Below are 14,563 nucleotides of genomic sequence, written 5' to 3'. Positions count from 1 at the left end.
ATTCAATTAAGATGTTTTGATGTAATTCATTAGTTTTAGCCATTCATCAACATCGTTTTTTGCTTTGCTTTTTGCCTCGTTTTCGGTCAACCCCCAAAAAATATATTTTGGGGGGAAGACTTCTTCTCTGTCTTGATTATCATTTTCTATAAATACACGAGAGACCTTTGCTTCATAACACTCACCTGACGGAAGGGGCGCGATTTTTTCAACTTTAATATGAGTGTCGGGGTAATTTTTCATTTTATACCACTCAATATAATTTAATAGATATTAATGCAGTATAATTACCTGTTCATAAATGCGCAAGGTTCATGACTTCTCAAAGGTGTATTTTTTAAGCAAACATCACAACCAGAAAAAATAGAGCAGAAACGCCCAGCCACAAAGGTTGGGCGTTCAGATTGATGACGTTTGTTTTACCACCCATGAATTAACTATATAACATTTCAACTCAAATTAATCAGGCAAAGCTCCAGCCAGATTTTTTGCGGAAATGCTACCTGTGCTCTGCTCTGCCGATGACTGTTGTGGTTCTGTAGAAGGTACTTCTGTGGCCTGGTATGATTCTGACTGAATGTTCAGAAACGATACCAACATGGTATGCAGAGTTTCCGGGGAGGTGTTATCGGCTAACAGCGCCGCCAGTACAGACGGCAAACGGCTGTCGATTTCACCCAGCGCAATGCCTGCCAGTAATGCCGTTCGCAATATTTCACCACGATCGCCCCGGTGATGCGCTTCTATCCTCGCATCCGCAAAGCGCTCGCTGGCATGTGTTCCAGGGCGCAGATAAATCAGTACTTTTCTACGGTTCATTTCCATCTCCATCACCCAATGGCTTTCAATCCGTGAACCAGCGCAAACTGCGGCTCCTGTGCCACGAAGAAACGATCGTCGCGCAGGTGAACATGAGTACGAATGTCATCAGCCAGCAGACAGGCTCCACCGCCAACAATCGCAACATGGGTATACCCTTTGAATAGATTAATCGCTTCCAGCACCCGCGCCCGGTAACGCGTAATACCGCTGTGGATTGCCTGTTTTATGGGATCGACGGCATGCGGATCGTTGATATTGTTCGCCAGATAGGTATCGTCGAGCCGTTTGATAATCAACCTGTCTACGTTGTAACGGGATAGCGACATACCGGCTTTACGTAATGCCTGCTGAACTTCATCAGTCACCAGCGAAACGCCTAACGCCGGATCGCCGTAGATACGCGATACTGAAGACATCTGGCCCGCTACCTGCGAGATATCCAGTGTGGTTCCGCCAAGGTCAACTATCAAAACCGAGTTGGAGGACGAGAGTTGATCGCACAGCGCAATCCCTGCAGGAATGGACTCCGGGCGCACGGTAACGCGGGTGATGGTAAACAGGCGACCGTTATTTAGGTCCACAGGTTGTAGCAGACTCTGTTTCTTGCGCTCAATGTTATCAAGCCGGTACTGGGCGTCTTCGTCGTAAAACTCCGCCAGCGGCAGCGTGACCACGATATCCACACACTGTGGTGCAAGTCCGCTGGTCAACAGAGCATGATGCACTGCCACCGCGTTGAGCGGGCTGTACTGCCATTCAATATTGCTGGTGGTGAGGGTATCGGGGGAAATCAGGTCAAAGGAGTATTTCTCTTTGCCTGCAATGTAGTTAAACGGCTTACCGTTGCCAAACGTGGCTGACCAGCCTCGTTTGAAGCTGTTAGTGCTTATATGAGTGAACGTTTTGCCGTGCTGCTCCCACAGCATTTTGATGTGAGTCGAACCGTCGTCGATGTAAATGCGCATATTGCACCTAAGTTGAGTCAAATATGAGTTGAGATTGAGTCATCCGGCGTTGCCGGACACGTGAAGGGCGTTTATTGAGCCAGAACTGAGAGCACCATGAGATGAATCAGCTTCATAAAGCGCTCAATGAGAAAAGGCAGCATTATCAGTAAGACAAATATGAGAAATCTTTTCATCGGGTGAGTTTCCTGTATGGGGAGAGTGAAATGCGAATTGCCATACAAGATTTAGGGGATCGTCGTAGAGAATTTACTGCAGTGCCCGATATTGAGACTGCTGTATCTTATTAAATAAAATAATAGTTTATTTAAAATGAAAACAGTAGTGGAGAATTGAAGTAACGGCTATGAAAGAAAAACGCCCAACCTTGAAGGCTGAGCATCCTGTTTTATGCCACTTTGCTTTCCATTCCACTGCTCAGACTATTGATGTGGTCAGCATACCATTGCATCATTTCACGCCGACCATCCAAATACTGCGCATGGTTATAAGTTCCACGAATCGAGTTTTTATCGACATGTGCAAGTTGAGTTTCAACCCAAGCCGAGTTAAAACCCTGCTCATGTAAAATGGTACTCATCATGTGGCGAAAGCCATGCCCTGTGAGTCGACCTTTGTATCCTAGTAATTCAATGACTTGGTTCACACTTTCTTTACTGATAGGTTTGCGTGGATCGTTTCTGCCGATAAAGACGAGAGGATGATGCTTTGAGATTGGTTCAAGTAGTTTAAATAACACAATAACCTGCTCTGATAAGGGGACAATATGAGGCCGCTTCATCTTCATCACTTCAGCAGGGATCTCCCATAATTTCTTTTCAAAGTCGATATCTTCCCATCGGGCAAAACGTAGTTCCTGTGTGCGTACTCCTGTTAACATAATAATCTGCGTTGCCGTTTTGGTTATGATACTGCCAGTATAACCAGCTAAGTCTTTGAGGAAATACGGAAGTTCACTGGAGGTAAGGAAGGGGAAATGAGCCTTTTTGGGAGTAGCTAAAGCGCTGGCAAGATCGGGGGCGGGATTATATTCAGCTCTACCAGTGACTATCGCATAACGGAAGACCTCACCGCAACGTTGGCGAACTTTTCGCATTTTCTCCAGCGCTCCGCGTTTCTCCATTTTTCGTAGTGCTTCCAACAACTCCATTGGTTTGATTTCGGCAATAGGACGCTTGCCAATATAGGGGAAAATATCTTTCTCAAAAGTATCAATAATTTCATCACGATAGCGTAATGACCATCGATCGGCTTTTGACTGGTGCCACTCACGGGCGACAGCTTCGAAAGTGTTTTTCAGGCTCATTTTCTGAGCGATTTTTTCCTCTTTCTTTGCTTCTCCCGGATCTATTCCTGCGGCGAGAATTTTTCTGGCTTCGCTGCGTTTTTCACGCGCGCCGGCCAGTGAAACATCGGGGTATACGCCAATAGAAAGCATCTTTTCTTTACCGGCGAAGCGGTACTTCATTCGCCAGTATTTTGAACCATTAGCGTTAATCAGCAGATACATACCACCGCCATCAGCCAGCTTATAGGGCCTTTCTTTGGGCTTCGCGGTTTTCACTTTAACATCGGTTAGCGCCATGACATCCTCCGGCTTTTAATTAATCCATGCTCCTGAGGGGATTTCTGCTAGAACTAACCAGATACCCCCAATGTATCCCTTGTATAACAAAGATTTTATTTAAAGCTATTGTTATATATCACATTTTTGACATTGTGGGGGTGCTGATATTTTAAGAGAAAATAACACCCCCTAAGGTACCCCCAAAAACAACTTGATGGGGGTTGAAGTCGGTTGACTTCGAGATACGGATAAGCCGTGATTTATAAGGCCTTGGAGGGGATTTATTGACTTTGAGAGAGTTCAGTAGAGGCTAATTGGCGGAAGATCACAGGAGTCGAACCTGCCCGGGAACGCTGGCGTCCCCAACTGGATTTGAAGTCCAGCCACCTCACCGGAGATGACGATCTTCCGCGCCTCGATTGCTACATGGAGGCGGGGCGCATTATAGCTACTTTCAGGCATTTACCACATACCCAGACACACTTTTTTCACCTCTCTTTTGACCTGTACCCCCCTGTTTCAGTTAATTCCTAAGAAAATCCTCATGTTAGCCCCTCGGGTTCCCAACATTTACCGCGATCACAAAAAACAAGAAACGTAATCTGCTAACCAGAAAACGCAATACCCGCTCCTGAAACAATGGTTTAAAACTCTGTAACCGGTCTCAGCGCCCCCTACAGCGTGAAGGATAAAAAAAGATGAGCGAAGTATTGTCAGTAAAAGAGAAGATTGGCTACGGCATGGGAGACGCCGCCAGCCACATCATTTTTGATAACGTCATGTTGTACATGATGTTTTTCTACACCGATATTTTCGGCATTCCCGCCGGGTTTGTCGGCACCATGTTCCTGCTGGCGCGCGCGCTGGATGCGATCTCCGACCCGTGCATGGGGCTGATTGCCGACCGCACCCGCAGCCGCTGGGGCAAGTTCCGTCCGTGGATTTTGTTCGGTGCCATCCCGTTCGGCATCGTCTGCGTGCTGGCCTACACCACGCCGGACCTCAGCCTCAACGGCAAAATGGTTTACGCCGCAGTTACCTACACCCTGCTGACCCTGCTCTATACCGTGGTCAATATCCCCTACTGCGCGCTGGGCGGCGTGATCACCAACGACCCGACGCAGCGTATCTCCCTTCAGTCCTGGCGCTTTGTGCTGGCAACGGCGGGCGGCATGCTCTCCACGGTGCTGATGATGCCGCTGGTGAACCTGATTGGCGGCGACGATAAGGCGTTCGGCTTCCAGGGCGGCATCGCCGTGCTGTCGGTGGTCGCGTTCCTGATGCTGGCGTTCTGCTTCTTCACCACCAAAGAGCGCATCCAGGTGCCGCCGAGCACCACCTCCATGCGGGAAGACCTGCGCGACATCTGGCACAACGACCAGTGGCGCATCGTCGGCGTGCTCACCATCCTCAACATCCTCGCCGTCTGCGTGCGCGGCGGCGCGATGATGTACTACTGCACCTGGATCATGGGCTCGCCGGAGGTGTTCGTCGCGTTCCTCACTACCTACTGCGTCGGCAACCTGATTGGCTCCGCGCTGGCGAAACCGCTCACCGACTGGAAGTGCAAGGTCAGCATCTTCTGGTGGACCAACGCCGCGCTGGCGGTGGTCAGCGTGGCGATGTTCTTCGTGCCGATGCACGCCACCGTGCTGATGTTCGCCTTTATCTTCGTCATCGGCGTGCTGCACCAGCTGGTGACGCCGATCCAGTGGGTGATGATGTCCGATACCGTCGACTACGGCGAATGGACCAACGGCAAGCGCCTGACCGGCATCAGCTTTGCGGGCACGCTGTTCGTGCTGAAGCTCGGCCTGGCGCTGGGCGGGGCGATGATCGGCTGGATGCTGGCAGGCGGCGGCTACGACGCGGCAGCCAAAACCCAGAACAGCGCGACCATCAGCATCATTATCGGCCTGTTTACCCTGGCCCCGGCGGCCTGTTACGTGCTGAGCGCCATTATCGCCAAACGCTACTACACGCTGAAAACACCTTTCCTGACCAAAATTATGGGCGAGCTGGCGCAGGGCGCGCGCCGCAATCAGCAGGAATTTGAAAACCTGCCGGTCAGCAAAGAATTACAGAACTAAGAGGACGAGAGCATGAAAATCAGTGATGGAAACTGGCTTATTCAACCGGGCCTGAACGTGACGTATCCGGTTCAGGTGTTCGACGTGGAGCAGCAGGGCAACGACCTGGTGGTGTATGTGGCGCCGCGCGACGTGCGCGAACGCACCTGGCAGCTCGACACGTTGATGTTCACGGTGCGCCTGTTTGCCCCGCAGGAAGGGATTGTCGGGGTGCGCATTGAGCATTTTCAGGGCGTGCTGAATAACGGCCCGCACTATCCGCTGAACGTTCTTAAAGACGTGAAGGTAGAGATTGAAAACAACGCCGACTTTGCCGAGCTGAAAAGCGGCAGCGTCAGCGTGCGCGTCACCAAAGGCGAGTTCTGGGCGCTGGATTTCCTTCGCAACGGCCAGCGCATTACCGGCAGCCAGCTGAAAAATAACGGCTACGTGCAGGACAGCAATACCGACCACAATTACGTGTTTGAACGTCTGGATCTGGGCGTGGGGGAAACGGTCTACGGTCTGGGCGAGCGCTTTACCGCCCTGGTGCGCAACGGCCAGACGGTCGAAACCTGGAACCGCGACGGCGGCACCAGCACCGAGCAGTCCTACAAAAATATCCCGTTCTACCTGACCAACCGCGGCTACGGCGTGCTGGTGAATCATCCGGAAAATGTCTCGTTTGAAGTCGGTTCCGAGAAGGTCTCCAAAGTGCAGTTCAGCGTGGAAGGGGAATATCTCGAATACTTCGTGATCGACGGCCCGACGCCGAAAGAGGTGCTGAACCGCTATACGCAGTTCACCGGGCGTCCGGCGCTGCCGCCTGCCTGGTCGTTCGGCCTGTGGCTCACCACCTCGTTCACCACTAACTACGACGAAGCGACGGTAAACAGCTTTATCGACGGCATGGCCGAGCGCGACCTGCCGCTGCACGTGTTCCACTTCGACTGCTTCTGGATGAAGGCCTTCCAGTGGTGCGACTTCGAGTGGGACCCGGTGACCTTCCCGGATCCGGAAGGCATGATCCGCCGTCTGAAGGAGAAAGGCCTGAAGGTCTGCGTGTGGATCAACCCGTACATCGGCCAGAAATCCCCGATCTTCCGGGAGCTGAAAGAGAAGGGCTACCTGCTCAAGCGCCCGGACGGCTCCCTGTGGCAGTGGGACAAATGGCAGCCGGGGCTGGCGATTTATGACTTCACCAACCCGGACGCGTGCCGGTGGTATGCCGACAGGCTGAAAGGCCTGGTGGATATTGGCGTCGACTGCTTCAAGACCGATTTCGGCGAGCGTATCCCGACCGACGTGCAGTGGTTCGACGGGTCCGATCCGCAGAAGATGCACAACCACTACGCCTACATCTATAACGAGCTGGTGTGGAACGTGCTGAAAGAGACGGTGGGGGAGGAAGAGGCGGTGCTGTTTGCCCGCTCCGCGTCCGTGGGTGCACAGCAGTTCCCGGTGCACTGGGGCGGCGACTGCTACGCCAACTATGAATCGATGGCCGAAAGCCTGCGCGGCGGGCTGTCGATTGGCCTGTCCGGCTTCGGGTTCTGGAGCCACGATATCGGCGGGTTCGAAAACACCGCTCCGGCGCACGTCTATAAACGCTGGTGCGCGTTCGGGCTGTTCTCCAGCCACAGCCGCCTGCACGGCAGCAAATCCTACCGCGTGCCGTGGGCGTACGATGACGAGTCCTGCGACGTGGTGCGCCACTTCACCCAGCTGAAGTGTCAGCTGATGCCGTATCTGTATCGCCAGGCGGCGATGGCGCGCGAGTTCGGCACGCCGATGCTGCGGGCGATGATGCTGGAGTTCCCGGACGATCCGGCGTGCGATTACCTCGACCGCCAGTACATGCTGGGGGATGCGGTGATGGTCGCGCCGGTTTTCTCCGAGGTGGGCGACGTGCAGTTCTATCTGCCGGAAGGCCGCTGGACGCACCTGTGGCACAACGACGAAATTCAGGGCAGCCGCTGGCATAAGCAGCAGCACGATTTCATGAGCCTGCCGGTCTACGTGCGCGACAACACCCTACTGGCGCTGGGCAACAATAACCAGAAGCCGGACTACGCGTGGAACGCGGGGACGGCCTTCCAGCTGTTTAACCTGGACGACGGCGCAACGGCGGTGAGCGAAGTGCCTGCGGCGGACGGGGCCGTGGCGTTTACGCTGAAGGCGTCACGTCGGGGCGACATCGTGACCTTTACCGGCGCGGGAGACGCGAAAAACTGGTCGGTGTGCTTGCGCAACGTACAGAAGGTGAGTGGCGTAAAAGGTGGTTCACACGCGGGCAGCGAATGGGGTGTGGTGGTGAAAGCGGAGGGGAATGAGGTGGTGGTTCACCTTTAATTCCCCTCACCCTAACCCTCTCCCCAAAGGGGCGAGGGAAGGGTTTGCTCCCTCTCCCTTTCAGGGAGAGGGCTGGGGTGAGGGTGCGGTCGATACCACACCGCCCGTCATCGTCTGCTGCACCTGCTGTTTATCCATATTTACCGCGTTCAGCTTGCCGTTCACCGTTGGCTTCAACGGTGCGCTGGCCTGCACGCTGCCGCTGGCGGTGAGCTGGATATTGCCGTCGCCCGTAATCGGCAGCGCAGGCCAGCCCCACTGCTGCAGCACGCTGAGCGGCACGCCGCGACCGTTCAGGCTCACCGTAGTCTGCCGCTGTGGCAGCTGAGAAACCGTCGCCGTGGCTTCCAGAATGCCTTTCTCGGTAAAGGCGCTCAGGTCGGTAATGTTCACCGTGGCGGCGTTCGCATTCAGCGCCAGCGACGGACGACGCACGTCCACGCGGTTAAAGGTCGCCGCCGCGCCGTTCAGGGTTGCGCTGCCGCCCCAGATACCCCACTGGCGATCTTTCACCAGCTGCAGGTTTGCGCCGTAGCCGTCCAGAGAGGTGATCTGCCACGGGAAGGCGGGATCGATGTCGATCACCAGGTTGCGGCTCAGGCCGAATTTTTGCAGCGTGACGCTGTTAAGCCATTCCGGCAGAGGCTCCATCCACAGCGTTTTCCAGTTTTGCGGCAGGGTGTACTCCAGCCCGGCGATGGCAACATCGTCCAGCACCAGCGCTTTACCGTCGCGCAGCCAGTTACCGGACGTGCGCACCATGCCGCCTTCCCAGCGAGAGGTGAACTGACGCAGCGCCATGCCCTGCGGGGAAAACTCCGCATTCAGGATCGGGTCGAAAAGATGCAGCGAGCCGTAGATAAACTCGCTGGCGTTCATGGACAGGCGGCCTTCCTGGCTCTGCCAGTCGCCTTTGCTGAGAGTCAGGTTGCGCAGGCTTAAATCGAGATCGGTCACCGCCCAGTCCGGGCCCTGAAGCCGGGCGTCGGTTACGTCCAGACGACCAATCTGCAGAGAAGGGATGGAGGCCAGCGGCGCGAAGAACGCCATCAGCGTTTTATCGCTCTGCAGGCGGATCTCATTCAGGCGCATCGTGTCGATAATCCAGCTCCCGTCGGCGTTGCGCAGGGCGGAGCCGGTAAGCGAGCCACGGGCCATGTCGGCACCAATCGTTTTCAGCACCACTTCCTTGCCGTTGAGCTGGCCCTCGATCAGCACGTTGGTCGCCGGTACGCCGTTCAGGGTCAGCGAGCCCGCGCTCATCTGGATCTGCGCGTTGTTCCCCAGCACGTTGCCCGCTTCCGGCTGCCACGGGCTGACGCCGCCCGTGACCTTCTGCGCGCTCAAGTCCCATTCAGTATTCGGGCTGTTAAAGGCCATGTTGTTCAGCTGCAGGCGATCCGCCTGGAAAGGCAGCGGTGCCGTCTGGGGCGAGAGATTCAGCGTGCCGTCGAACAGGGTGATGGTGTCCATATGCAGCGGATCGGTTATCTGGCGGCTGCTCAGGCCGATATCGACTTTTTTGGCTACCAGCGTGGCGGGTTTACCGTCCCGACCGAAGGTGACGTTTTCCAGAATGATGTGGGAAGGCGACGAAAAGCGGTGATTCATCTTGTCGAAACTGAGTTCGTAGTCGGTATTCACCGTCACCCAGCTGCTGACCTGAGACGCGCCCCAGCGGGTCTGGAGCAGAATGTAGAACGCCAGCAGCACAATGAGCAGGGCTACCAGAAGATAGATGAGGAGCTTTCCAATAAATTTCATGGTCTTCCATCCCGCAAAACGCACATAAGGGAGTTATGCACGATTTATGCGCAATCCTCAAGGCGGGAATGGTGTAATTAGATGTCACGGCAGGCATTGGCTGCCTGCCGTGAAGAGGATCAGTTCTTTTCAGGCGGGAAAACGAGGTTCAGAACGATAGCGGTGATACCGCCCGCGGCAATGCCGGAAGAGAGCAGGTTTTTCACCCAGTCAGGCGCAAACTGCAGGATCAGCGGCTGCTGGGAAACACCCAGACCGACGGCCAGCGACAGGGCGATAATCATGATCGCGCGGCGGTTCAGAGGCTCGCGGGAGACGATACGCACGCCGGAGGCCGCGATGGTCCCGAACATCACCAGCGTTGCGCCGCCCAGCACCGGCTCAGGAATGTGCTGCACAAAGCCGCTTACCGCCGGGAACAGGCCGAGAACGATCAGCATCAGCGCCACCACAAAACCGACGTAGCGGCTGGCAACGCCGGTCAGCTGGATGACGCCGTTGTTCTGGCCGAAGCAGGAGTTCGGGAAGGTGTTGAATACCGCAGAGACAAACGAGTTCAGGCCGTTAGCCAGCACGCCGCCTTTCAGACGCTTCATGTACAGCGGTCCGGACACCGGCTGCTCGGAGACGTCGGAGGTAGCGGTGATATCGCCGATGGTTTCCAGAGAGGTGATCATAAAGACCAGCATCAGCGGCAGGAGCAGGCCCCAGTCAATGCCCAGACCGTAGTACAGCGGCGTGGGGACAGTGATCAGCGCGCTGTTGGTCGGCGCGGTGTTCTCCGGCAGCATGCCCAGCGCCCACGCCAGCAGGTAGCCCGCCGCCATGGCGATCACCAGCGAGGCGACGCGCAGGTAAGGATTTCGCTGACGGTTAAGCAGAATAATGATCGCCAGCACGACCCCCGCCAGCAGCAGGTTTTTCGGCGCGCCGAAGGTGTGGTCGCTCATTGCGGCATAGCCGCCGCCGATGGAGGTGAGGCCCACCTGAATCAGCGACAGCCCGATAATCATCACCACCACGCCGGAAACCAGCGGGGTGATGACGCGGCGAGCCAGATGCAGAACGCGGGAGATGACCATCTCCGTACAGCTGGCCAGCATCAGGGTGCCGAACAGCGCCGCCATCATGGTTGGGACATCCGCACCGCCGGTTTTCAGCGCCGTACCGCCCATGATCAGCGGTGCCACGAAGTTAAAGCTGGTGCCCTGAATCGATAATAATCCCGACCCCACCGGACCCCACGCTTTAATTTGAATAATCGAGGCCACGCCGGAGGCGAAGAGAGACATGCTGATAATGTGCTGCGTGTCCTGCGCCGGTAAGCCGAGCGCCTGGCAAATCAGCAGCGCCGGGGTGATCACCGCAACAAACATCGCCAGGAGATGCTGGCAGGCGGCGAAAAGCGTTTGCGGCAGCGGCGGGCGATCCTCAAGGCGGTAAATCAGTTCGCTATTTTGCTTCTGCGCAATCGGTTGCGCATCAGGCGACTCTATGGTGTTAACGGACATCGGCGGCAATCCCACGGTGGAAAAGCGGGCATTTTATCTGACCACCTGGTAAAAGCAAACGATTGCCAGCAAAAAAAGGGAAGAAAATCTGCCGCTGTGAGCAGGTTTCCTACAACGCGTGGGGAAAAAAAATTACACTTTTTGCGCCGGGGGCTCATGAAGAGCGCAAACCGGCCCAGGATAACGCCGCGTGTGTATGGAACACGCGCATAACAGGAGCCTTTTATGATTCATCTCGATACGTTGTCGACCCTTGTTGCCGCAACGCTGGTTCTTCTGCTTGGTCGCAAGCTGGTACATAGCGTTTCCCTTCTGAAGAAATACACCATTCCTGAACCTGTTGCCGGTGGCCTGCTGGTGGCGCTGGCCCTGCTGATACTGAAAAAAAGCATGGGCTGGGAAATCGATTTTGATATGTCCCTGAAAGATCCGCTGATGCTGGCCTTCTTTGCCACTATCGGCCTGAACGCCAACCTGGCGAGCCTGCGCTCGGGCGGTAAGGTGCTCGGCGTATTCCTGATTGTGGTGGTGGGGCTGCTGCTGATGCAAAACGCCATTGGCATCGGCATGGCAACGCTGCTGGGGCTGGATCCGCTGATGGGTCTGCTGGCGGGGTCGATTACACTTTCGGGCGGTCACGGAACCGGGGCCGCGTGGAGCAAGCTGTTCATCGAGCGCTATGGGTTTGAAAACGCGACGGAAGTGGCGATGGCCTGTGCGACCTTTGGCCTGGTGCTGGGTGGCCTGATTGGCGGTCCGGTGGCGCGGTATCTGGTTAAGCACTCCACCACGCCGAACGGCAGACCTGACGATGAGCTGGTGCCGACCGCGTTCGAAAAGCCGGACGTCGGGCGCAGCATCACCTCGCTGGTGCTGATTGAAACCATCGCGATGATTGCCATCTGCCTGACCGTAGGCAAAGTGGTTGCGCAATGGTTGGCGGGTTCCGCGTTTGAACTGCCGACGTTTGTTTGCGTGCTGTTTATCGGGGTGATCCTGAGCAACGGTCTGGCGCTGATGGGCTTCTACCGCGTGTTTGAACGGGCGGTATCGGTGCTCGGCAACGTCTGCCTGTCGCTGTTCCTGGCGATGGCGCTGATGAGCCTTAAGCTGTGGGAGCTGGCCTCGCTGGCGCTGCCGATGGTGGCGATACTGGCGGTACAGGCGCTGTTTATGGCGCTGTACGCCATGTTCGTGACCTGGCGCATGATGGGCAAAAACTACGATGCGGCGGTGCTGGCGGCGGGTCACTGCGGGTTTGGTCTGGGGGCTACCCCAACGGCTATAGCCAACATGCAGGCGATCACCGAACGGTTCGGACCATCGCACATGGCGTTTCTGGTGGTCCCGATGGTTGGGGCGTTCTTTATTGATATCGTCAACGCGCTGGTGATCAAGCTGTACCTGATGCTGCCGATGTTTGCCTAAGATCAGGCGTTGGAATACCGCTCGGTTTCCGGCATCCAGCGCTCAATTAACGCTGCCGCCTGTTCGGGGTAGCGTTCATGAATATGGCGGGCGAGCCGCTGAACCTCGGGGATCATGGCCTGATCGCGCAGCAAATCCGCTACTTTGAATTCCGCATTACCCGTCTGACGCGTGCCCAGCAGTTCGCCCGGGCCGCGGATCTCCAGGTCTTTTTGCGCAATAACAAAACCGTCGTTGCTGTCGCGCAGCACCTGCAGACGCATCTGGGCGGTTTTGGAAAGCGGGGCTTTGTAGAGCAGTACGCAGTGGGACGCCACCGCGCCGCGGCCGACGCGCCCGCGCAGCTGGTGGAGCTGGGCAAGGCCGAGACGCTCCGGGTTTTCGATGATCATCAGGCTGGAATTCGGGACGTCCACGCCGACTTCGATCACCGTGGTGGCGATCAGCAGATGCAAATCACCCTGTTTGAACGACTGCATCACCGCCTGTTTTTCGGCGGGCTTCATGCGTCCGTGAACCAGACCCACGTTCAGCTCGGGCAGCGCCAGCTTAAGCTCTTCCCACGTTGCTTCGGCAGCCTGCGCTTCCAGCAGTTCAGACTCTTCAATCAGCGTACAGACCCAGTAGGCCTGACGCCCTTCGTGTGTGCAGGCGTTGCGCACGCGGTCGATGATGTCGCTGCGGCGCGTGTCGGGAATGGCGACCGTGGTGACCGGCGTACGGCCCGGCGGCAGTTCGTCGATGGTGGAGGTATCCAGATCGGCGTAGGCGGTCATCGCCAGGGTACGCGGGATCGGCGTAGCGGTCATGATCAGCTGATGCGGGTGGAAGCCCTGCTGCAGGCCTTTCTCCCATAATGCCAGACGCTGATGCACGCCGAAGCGGTGCTGCTCGTCGATAATCACCAGCGCAAGACCGTTAAACTGCACCTGCTCCTGGAAGATGGCGTGCGTGCCAACAATCATCTGCACCTGCCCGCTGGCAATAGCCTCCTGTTGCGCAAGGCGCGCTTTGCCTTTTTGCTTCCCGGCAAGCCAGCCCACTTCAATCCCGAGTGGCGCAAACCAGGCGCGGAAATTGTTGGCGTGCTGTTCAGCCAGCAGCTCGGTCGGCGCCATTAGCGCCACCTGTTTACCGTTAGCAATCGCGCGCAGGGCCGCCAGGGCGGCAACCAGCGTTTTACCGGAGCCCACGTCGCCCTGCACCAGACGCATCATCGGCACGTCGAGCGCCATATCGCGTTCAATCTCGGCGGTGACGCGCGCCTGCGCGCCGGTGGGTTTAAACGGCAGCGAGGTCAGCAGCTTATCTTTGAGCGCATCATTCTGGCTTAACGGCTGAGCGTGGAAACGCTGCGCGCCCGCGCGAAGCGCCAGCATGCTCAGGTTATGGGCCAGTAATTCCTCAAGGATAAGACGCTGTTGTGCGGGATGTTTGCCGCTTTCTAAATCGCTGAGCTGCAGCGTTGGCGGCGGTCGATGCAGGGTTCGCAGCGCCTCGGGTAGGCTCATCATGCCCTGCGCCAGCTCTGGCGGCAGCAGCTCGGTAATGGCGCAGGTATCCAGCAGCTCCAGCGCCTGATCGGTGAGCTTGCGCAGCGTCGCCTGCTTGATGCCTTCGGTCGTCGGGTAAACCGGAGTGAGCGTCTCCTGCATTTCCGGCGTGCTGAGATCGCCCTGCACGCGGTACTCCGGGTGGATCATCTCTGCGCCGTATTTCCCGCGTTTGGCTTCGCCATAGGCCAGCACCCTGCGGCCCGTCGCCAGGCTGTTTTTCATCGCCGCGCTGAAGTTGAAAAAACGCATGGTGAGAATGCCGGTACCGTCGCTGATCTGGCAGGTCATCATCCGGCGTCCGCCGAAGGTGATGTTGCAGTTCAGGACTTCGCCTTCAACGGTGGCGTAAATGGCGGGAAGAAGATCGCCAATCTTGTAGAGCTGGGTGCGGTCTTCGTAACGCAGGGGGAGGTGAAGCAGGAGATCCTGAATGGTGTGCAGGCCAATTTTTGCCAGCTTATTACTTTGCGCCGCGCCCACGCCCGTCAGGCTGTTAAGCGGGATGGCATCCAGCAGGCGGCCTTTCATC

The 14,563-nt window shown here is 56.5% G+C and carries 10 protein-coding genes and 1 tRNA gene; 3 read left to right on the top strand and 8 right to left on the bottom strand.

Annotated features, from left to right (window positions below):
* Positions 1–6 precede the first annotated feature (6 nt).
* From ACERY3_RS19475 to ACERY3_RS19455, 5 genes are all read right to left on the bottom strand, one after another.
* Entirely contained in the window at positions 7–243 is a 237-nt protein-coding gene (locus ACERY3_RS19475; RefSeq protein WP_373226290.1) for a hypothetical protein, read from the bottom strand.
* A gap of 216 nt (positions 244–459) precedes the next feature.
* Positions 460–825, bottom strand: a complete 366-nt coding sequence (locus ACERY3_RS19470; protein ID WP_373226288.1) for a plasmid partitioning/stability family protein — start codon at positions 823–825, stop codon at positions 460–462.
* Positions 826–830: 5 nt separating this feature from the next.
* Positions 831–1,787 carry a plasmid segregation protein ParM domain-containing protein gene (gene parM, locus ACERY3_RS19465; RefSeq protein ID WP_373226286.1) on the bottom strand — a complete coding sequence of 319 codons (957 nt, stop codon included), beginning with the start codon at positions 1,785–1,787 and terminating at the stop codon, positions 831–833.
* Positions 1,788–2,175: 388 nt separating this feature from the next.
* Positions 2,176–3,372 carry a tyrosine-type recombinase/integrase gene (locus ACERY3_RS19460; RefSeq protein ID WP_373226284.1) on the bottom strand — a complete coding sequence of 399 codons (1,197 nt, stop codon included), beginning with the start codon at positions 3,370–3,372 and terminating at the stop codon, positions 2,176–2,178.
* A gap of 297 nt (positions 3,373–3,669) precedes the next feature.
* Positions 3,670–3,764 (bottom strand) — tRNA-Sec (locus ACERY3_RS19455).
* A 288-nt stretch (positions 3,765–4,052) separates the two neighbouring features.
* On the opposite strand from ACERY3_RS19455, the gene ACERY3_RS19450 reads away from it, so the two are divergent.
* Together ACERY3_RS19450 and yicI are read left to right on the top strand one after the other, a co-directional pair.
* On the top strand, positions 4,053–5,444 hold the full coding sequence (locus tag ACERY3_RS19450) for a glycoside-pentoside-hexuronide family transporter (protein WP_048980239.1): 1,392 nt from the start codon (positions 4,053–4,055) through the stop codon (positions 5,442–5,444).
* Between the two features lie 12 nt (positions 5,445–5,456).
* The gene (gene yicI, locus ACERY3_RS19445; protein WP_319877030.1) at positions 5,457–7,775 is read left to right on the top strand and encodes an alpha-xylosidase; all 2,319 of its coding nucleotides are present in this window, start codon (positions 5,457–5,459) and stop codon (positions 7,773–7,775) included.
* Between the two features lie 60 nt (positions 7,776–7,835).
* On the opposite strand, the gene ACERY3_RS19440 is transcribed toward yicI, so the two are convergent.
* Complete coding sequence (locus ACERY3_RS19440) at positions 7,836–9,539, bottom strand: AsmA family protein (protein ID WP_319877031.1); 1,704 nt, start codon at positions 9,537–9,539, stop codon at positions 7,836–7,838.
* A gap of 119 nt (positions 9,540–9,658) precedes the next feature.
* Positions 9,659–11,050, bottom strand: coding sequence for a xanthine/proton symporter XanP (gene xanP, locus ACERY3_RS19435; protein ID WP_014881972.1), 1,392 nt, complete (start codon positions 11,048–11,050; stop codon positions 9,659–9,661).
* Between the two features lie 225 nt (positions 11,051–11,275).
* Between xanP and gltS the strand changes: the two genes are divergently transcribed.
* Positions 11,276–12,478, top strand: a complete 1,203-nt coding sequence (gltS, locus tag ACERY3_RS19430) for a sodium/glutamate symporter (protein WP_042714437.1) — start codon at positions 11,276–11,278, stop codon at positions 12,476–12,478.
* A gap of 2 nt (positions 12,479–12,480) precedes the next feature.
* Here gltS and recG read toward each other — a convergent pair whose 3' ends face one another.
* Positions 12,481–14,562, bottom strand: a complete 2,082-nt coding sequence (gene recG / locus ACERY3_RS19425; RefSeq protein ID WP_319877032.1) for an ATP-dependent DNA helicase RecG — start codon at positions 14,560–14,562, stop codon at positions 12,481–12,483.
* Between the last annotated feature and the right edge of the window lies 1 nt (position 14,563).

The organism is Enterobacter cloacae complex sp. ESBL7 (genome assembly GCF_041679625.1).
GTDB classification, from domain to species: Bacteria; Pseudomonadota; Gammaproteobacteria; order Enterobacterales; family Enterobacteriaceae; genus Enterobacter; species Enterobacter asburiae_B.
This window is presented reverse-complemented; position numbering and strand designations above follow the sequence as displayed.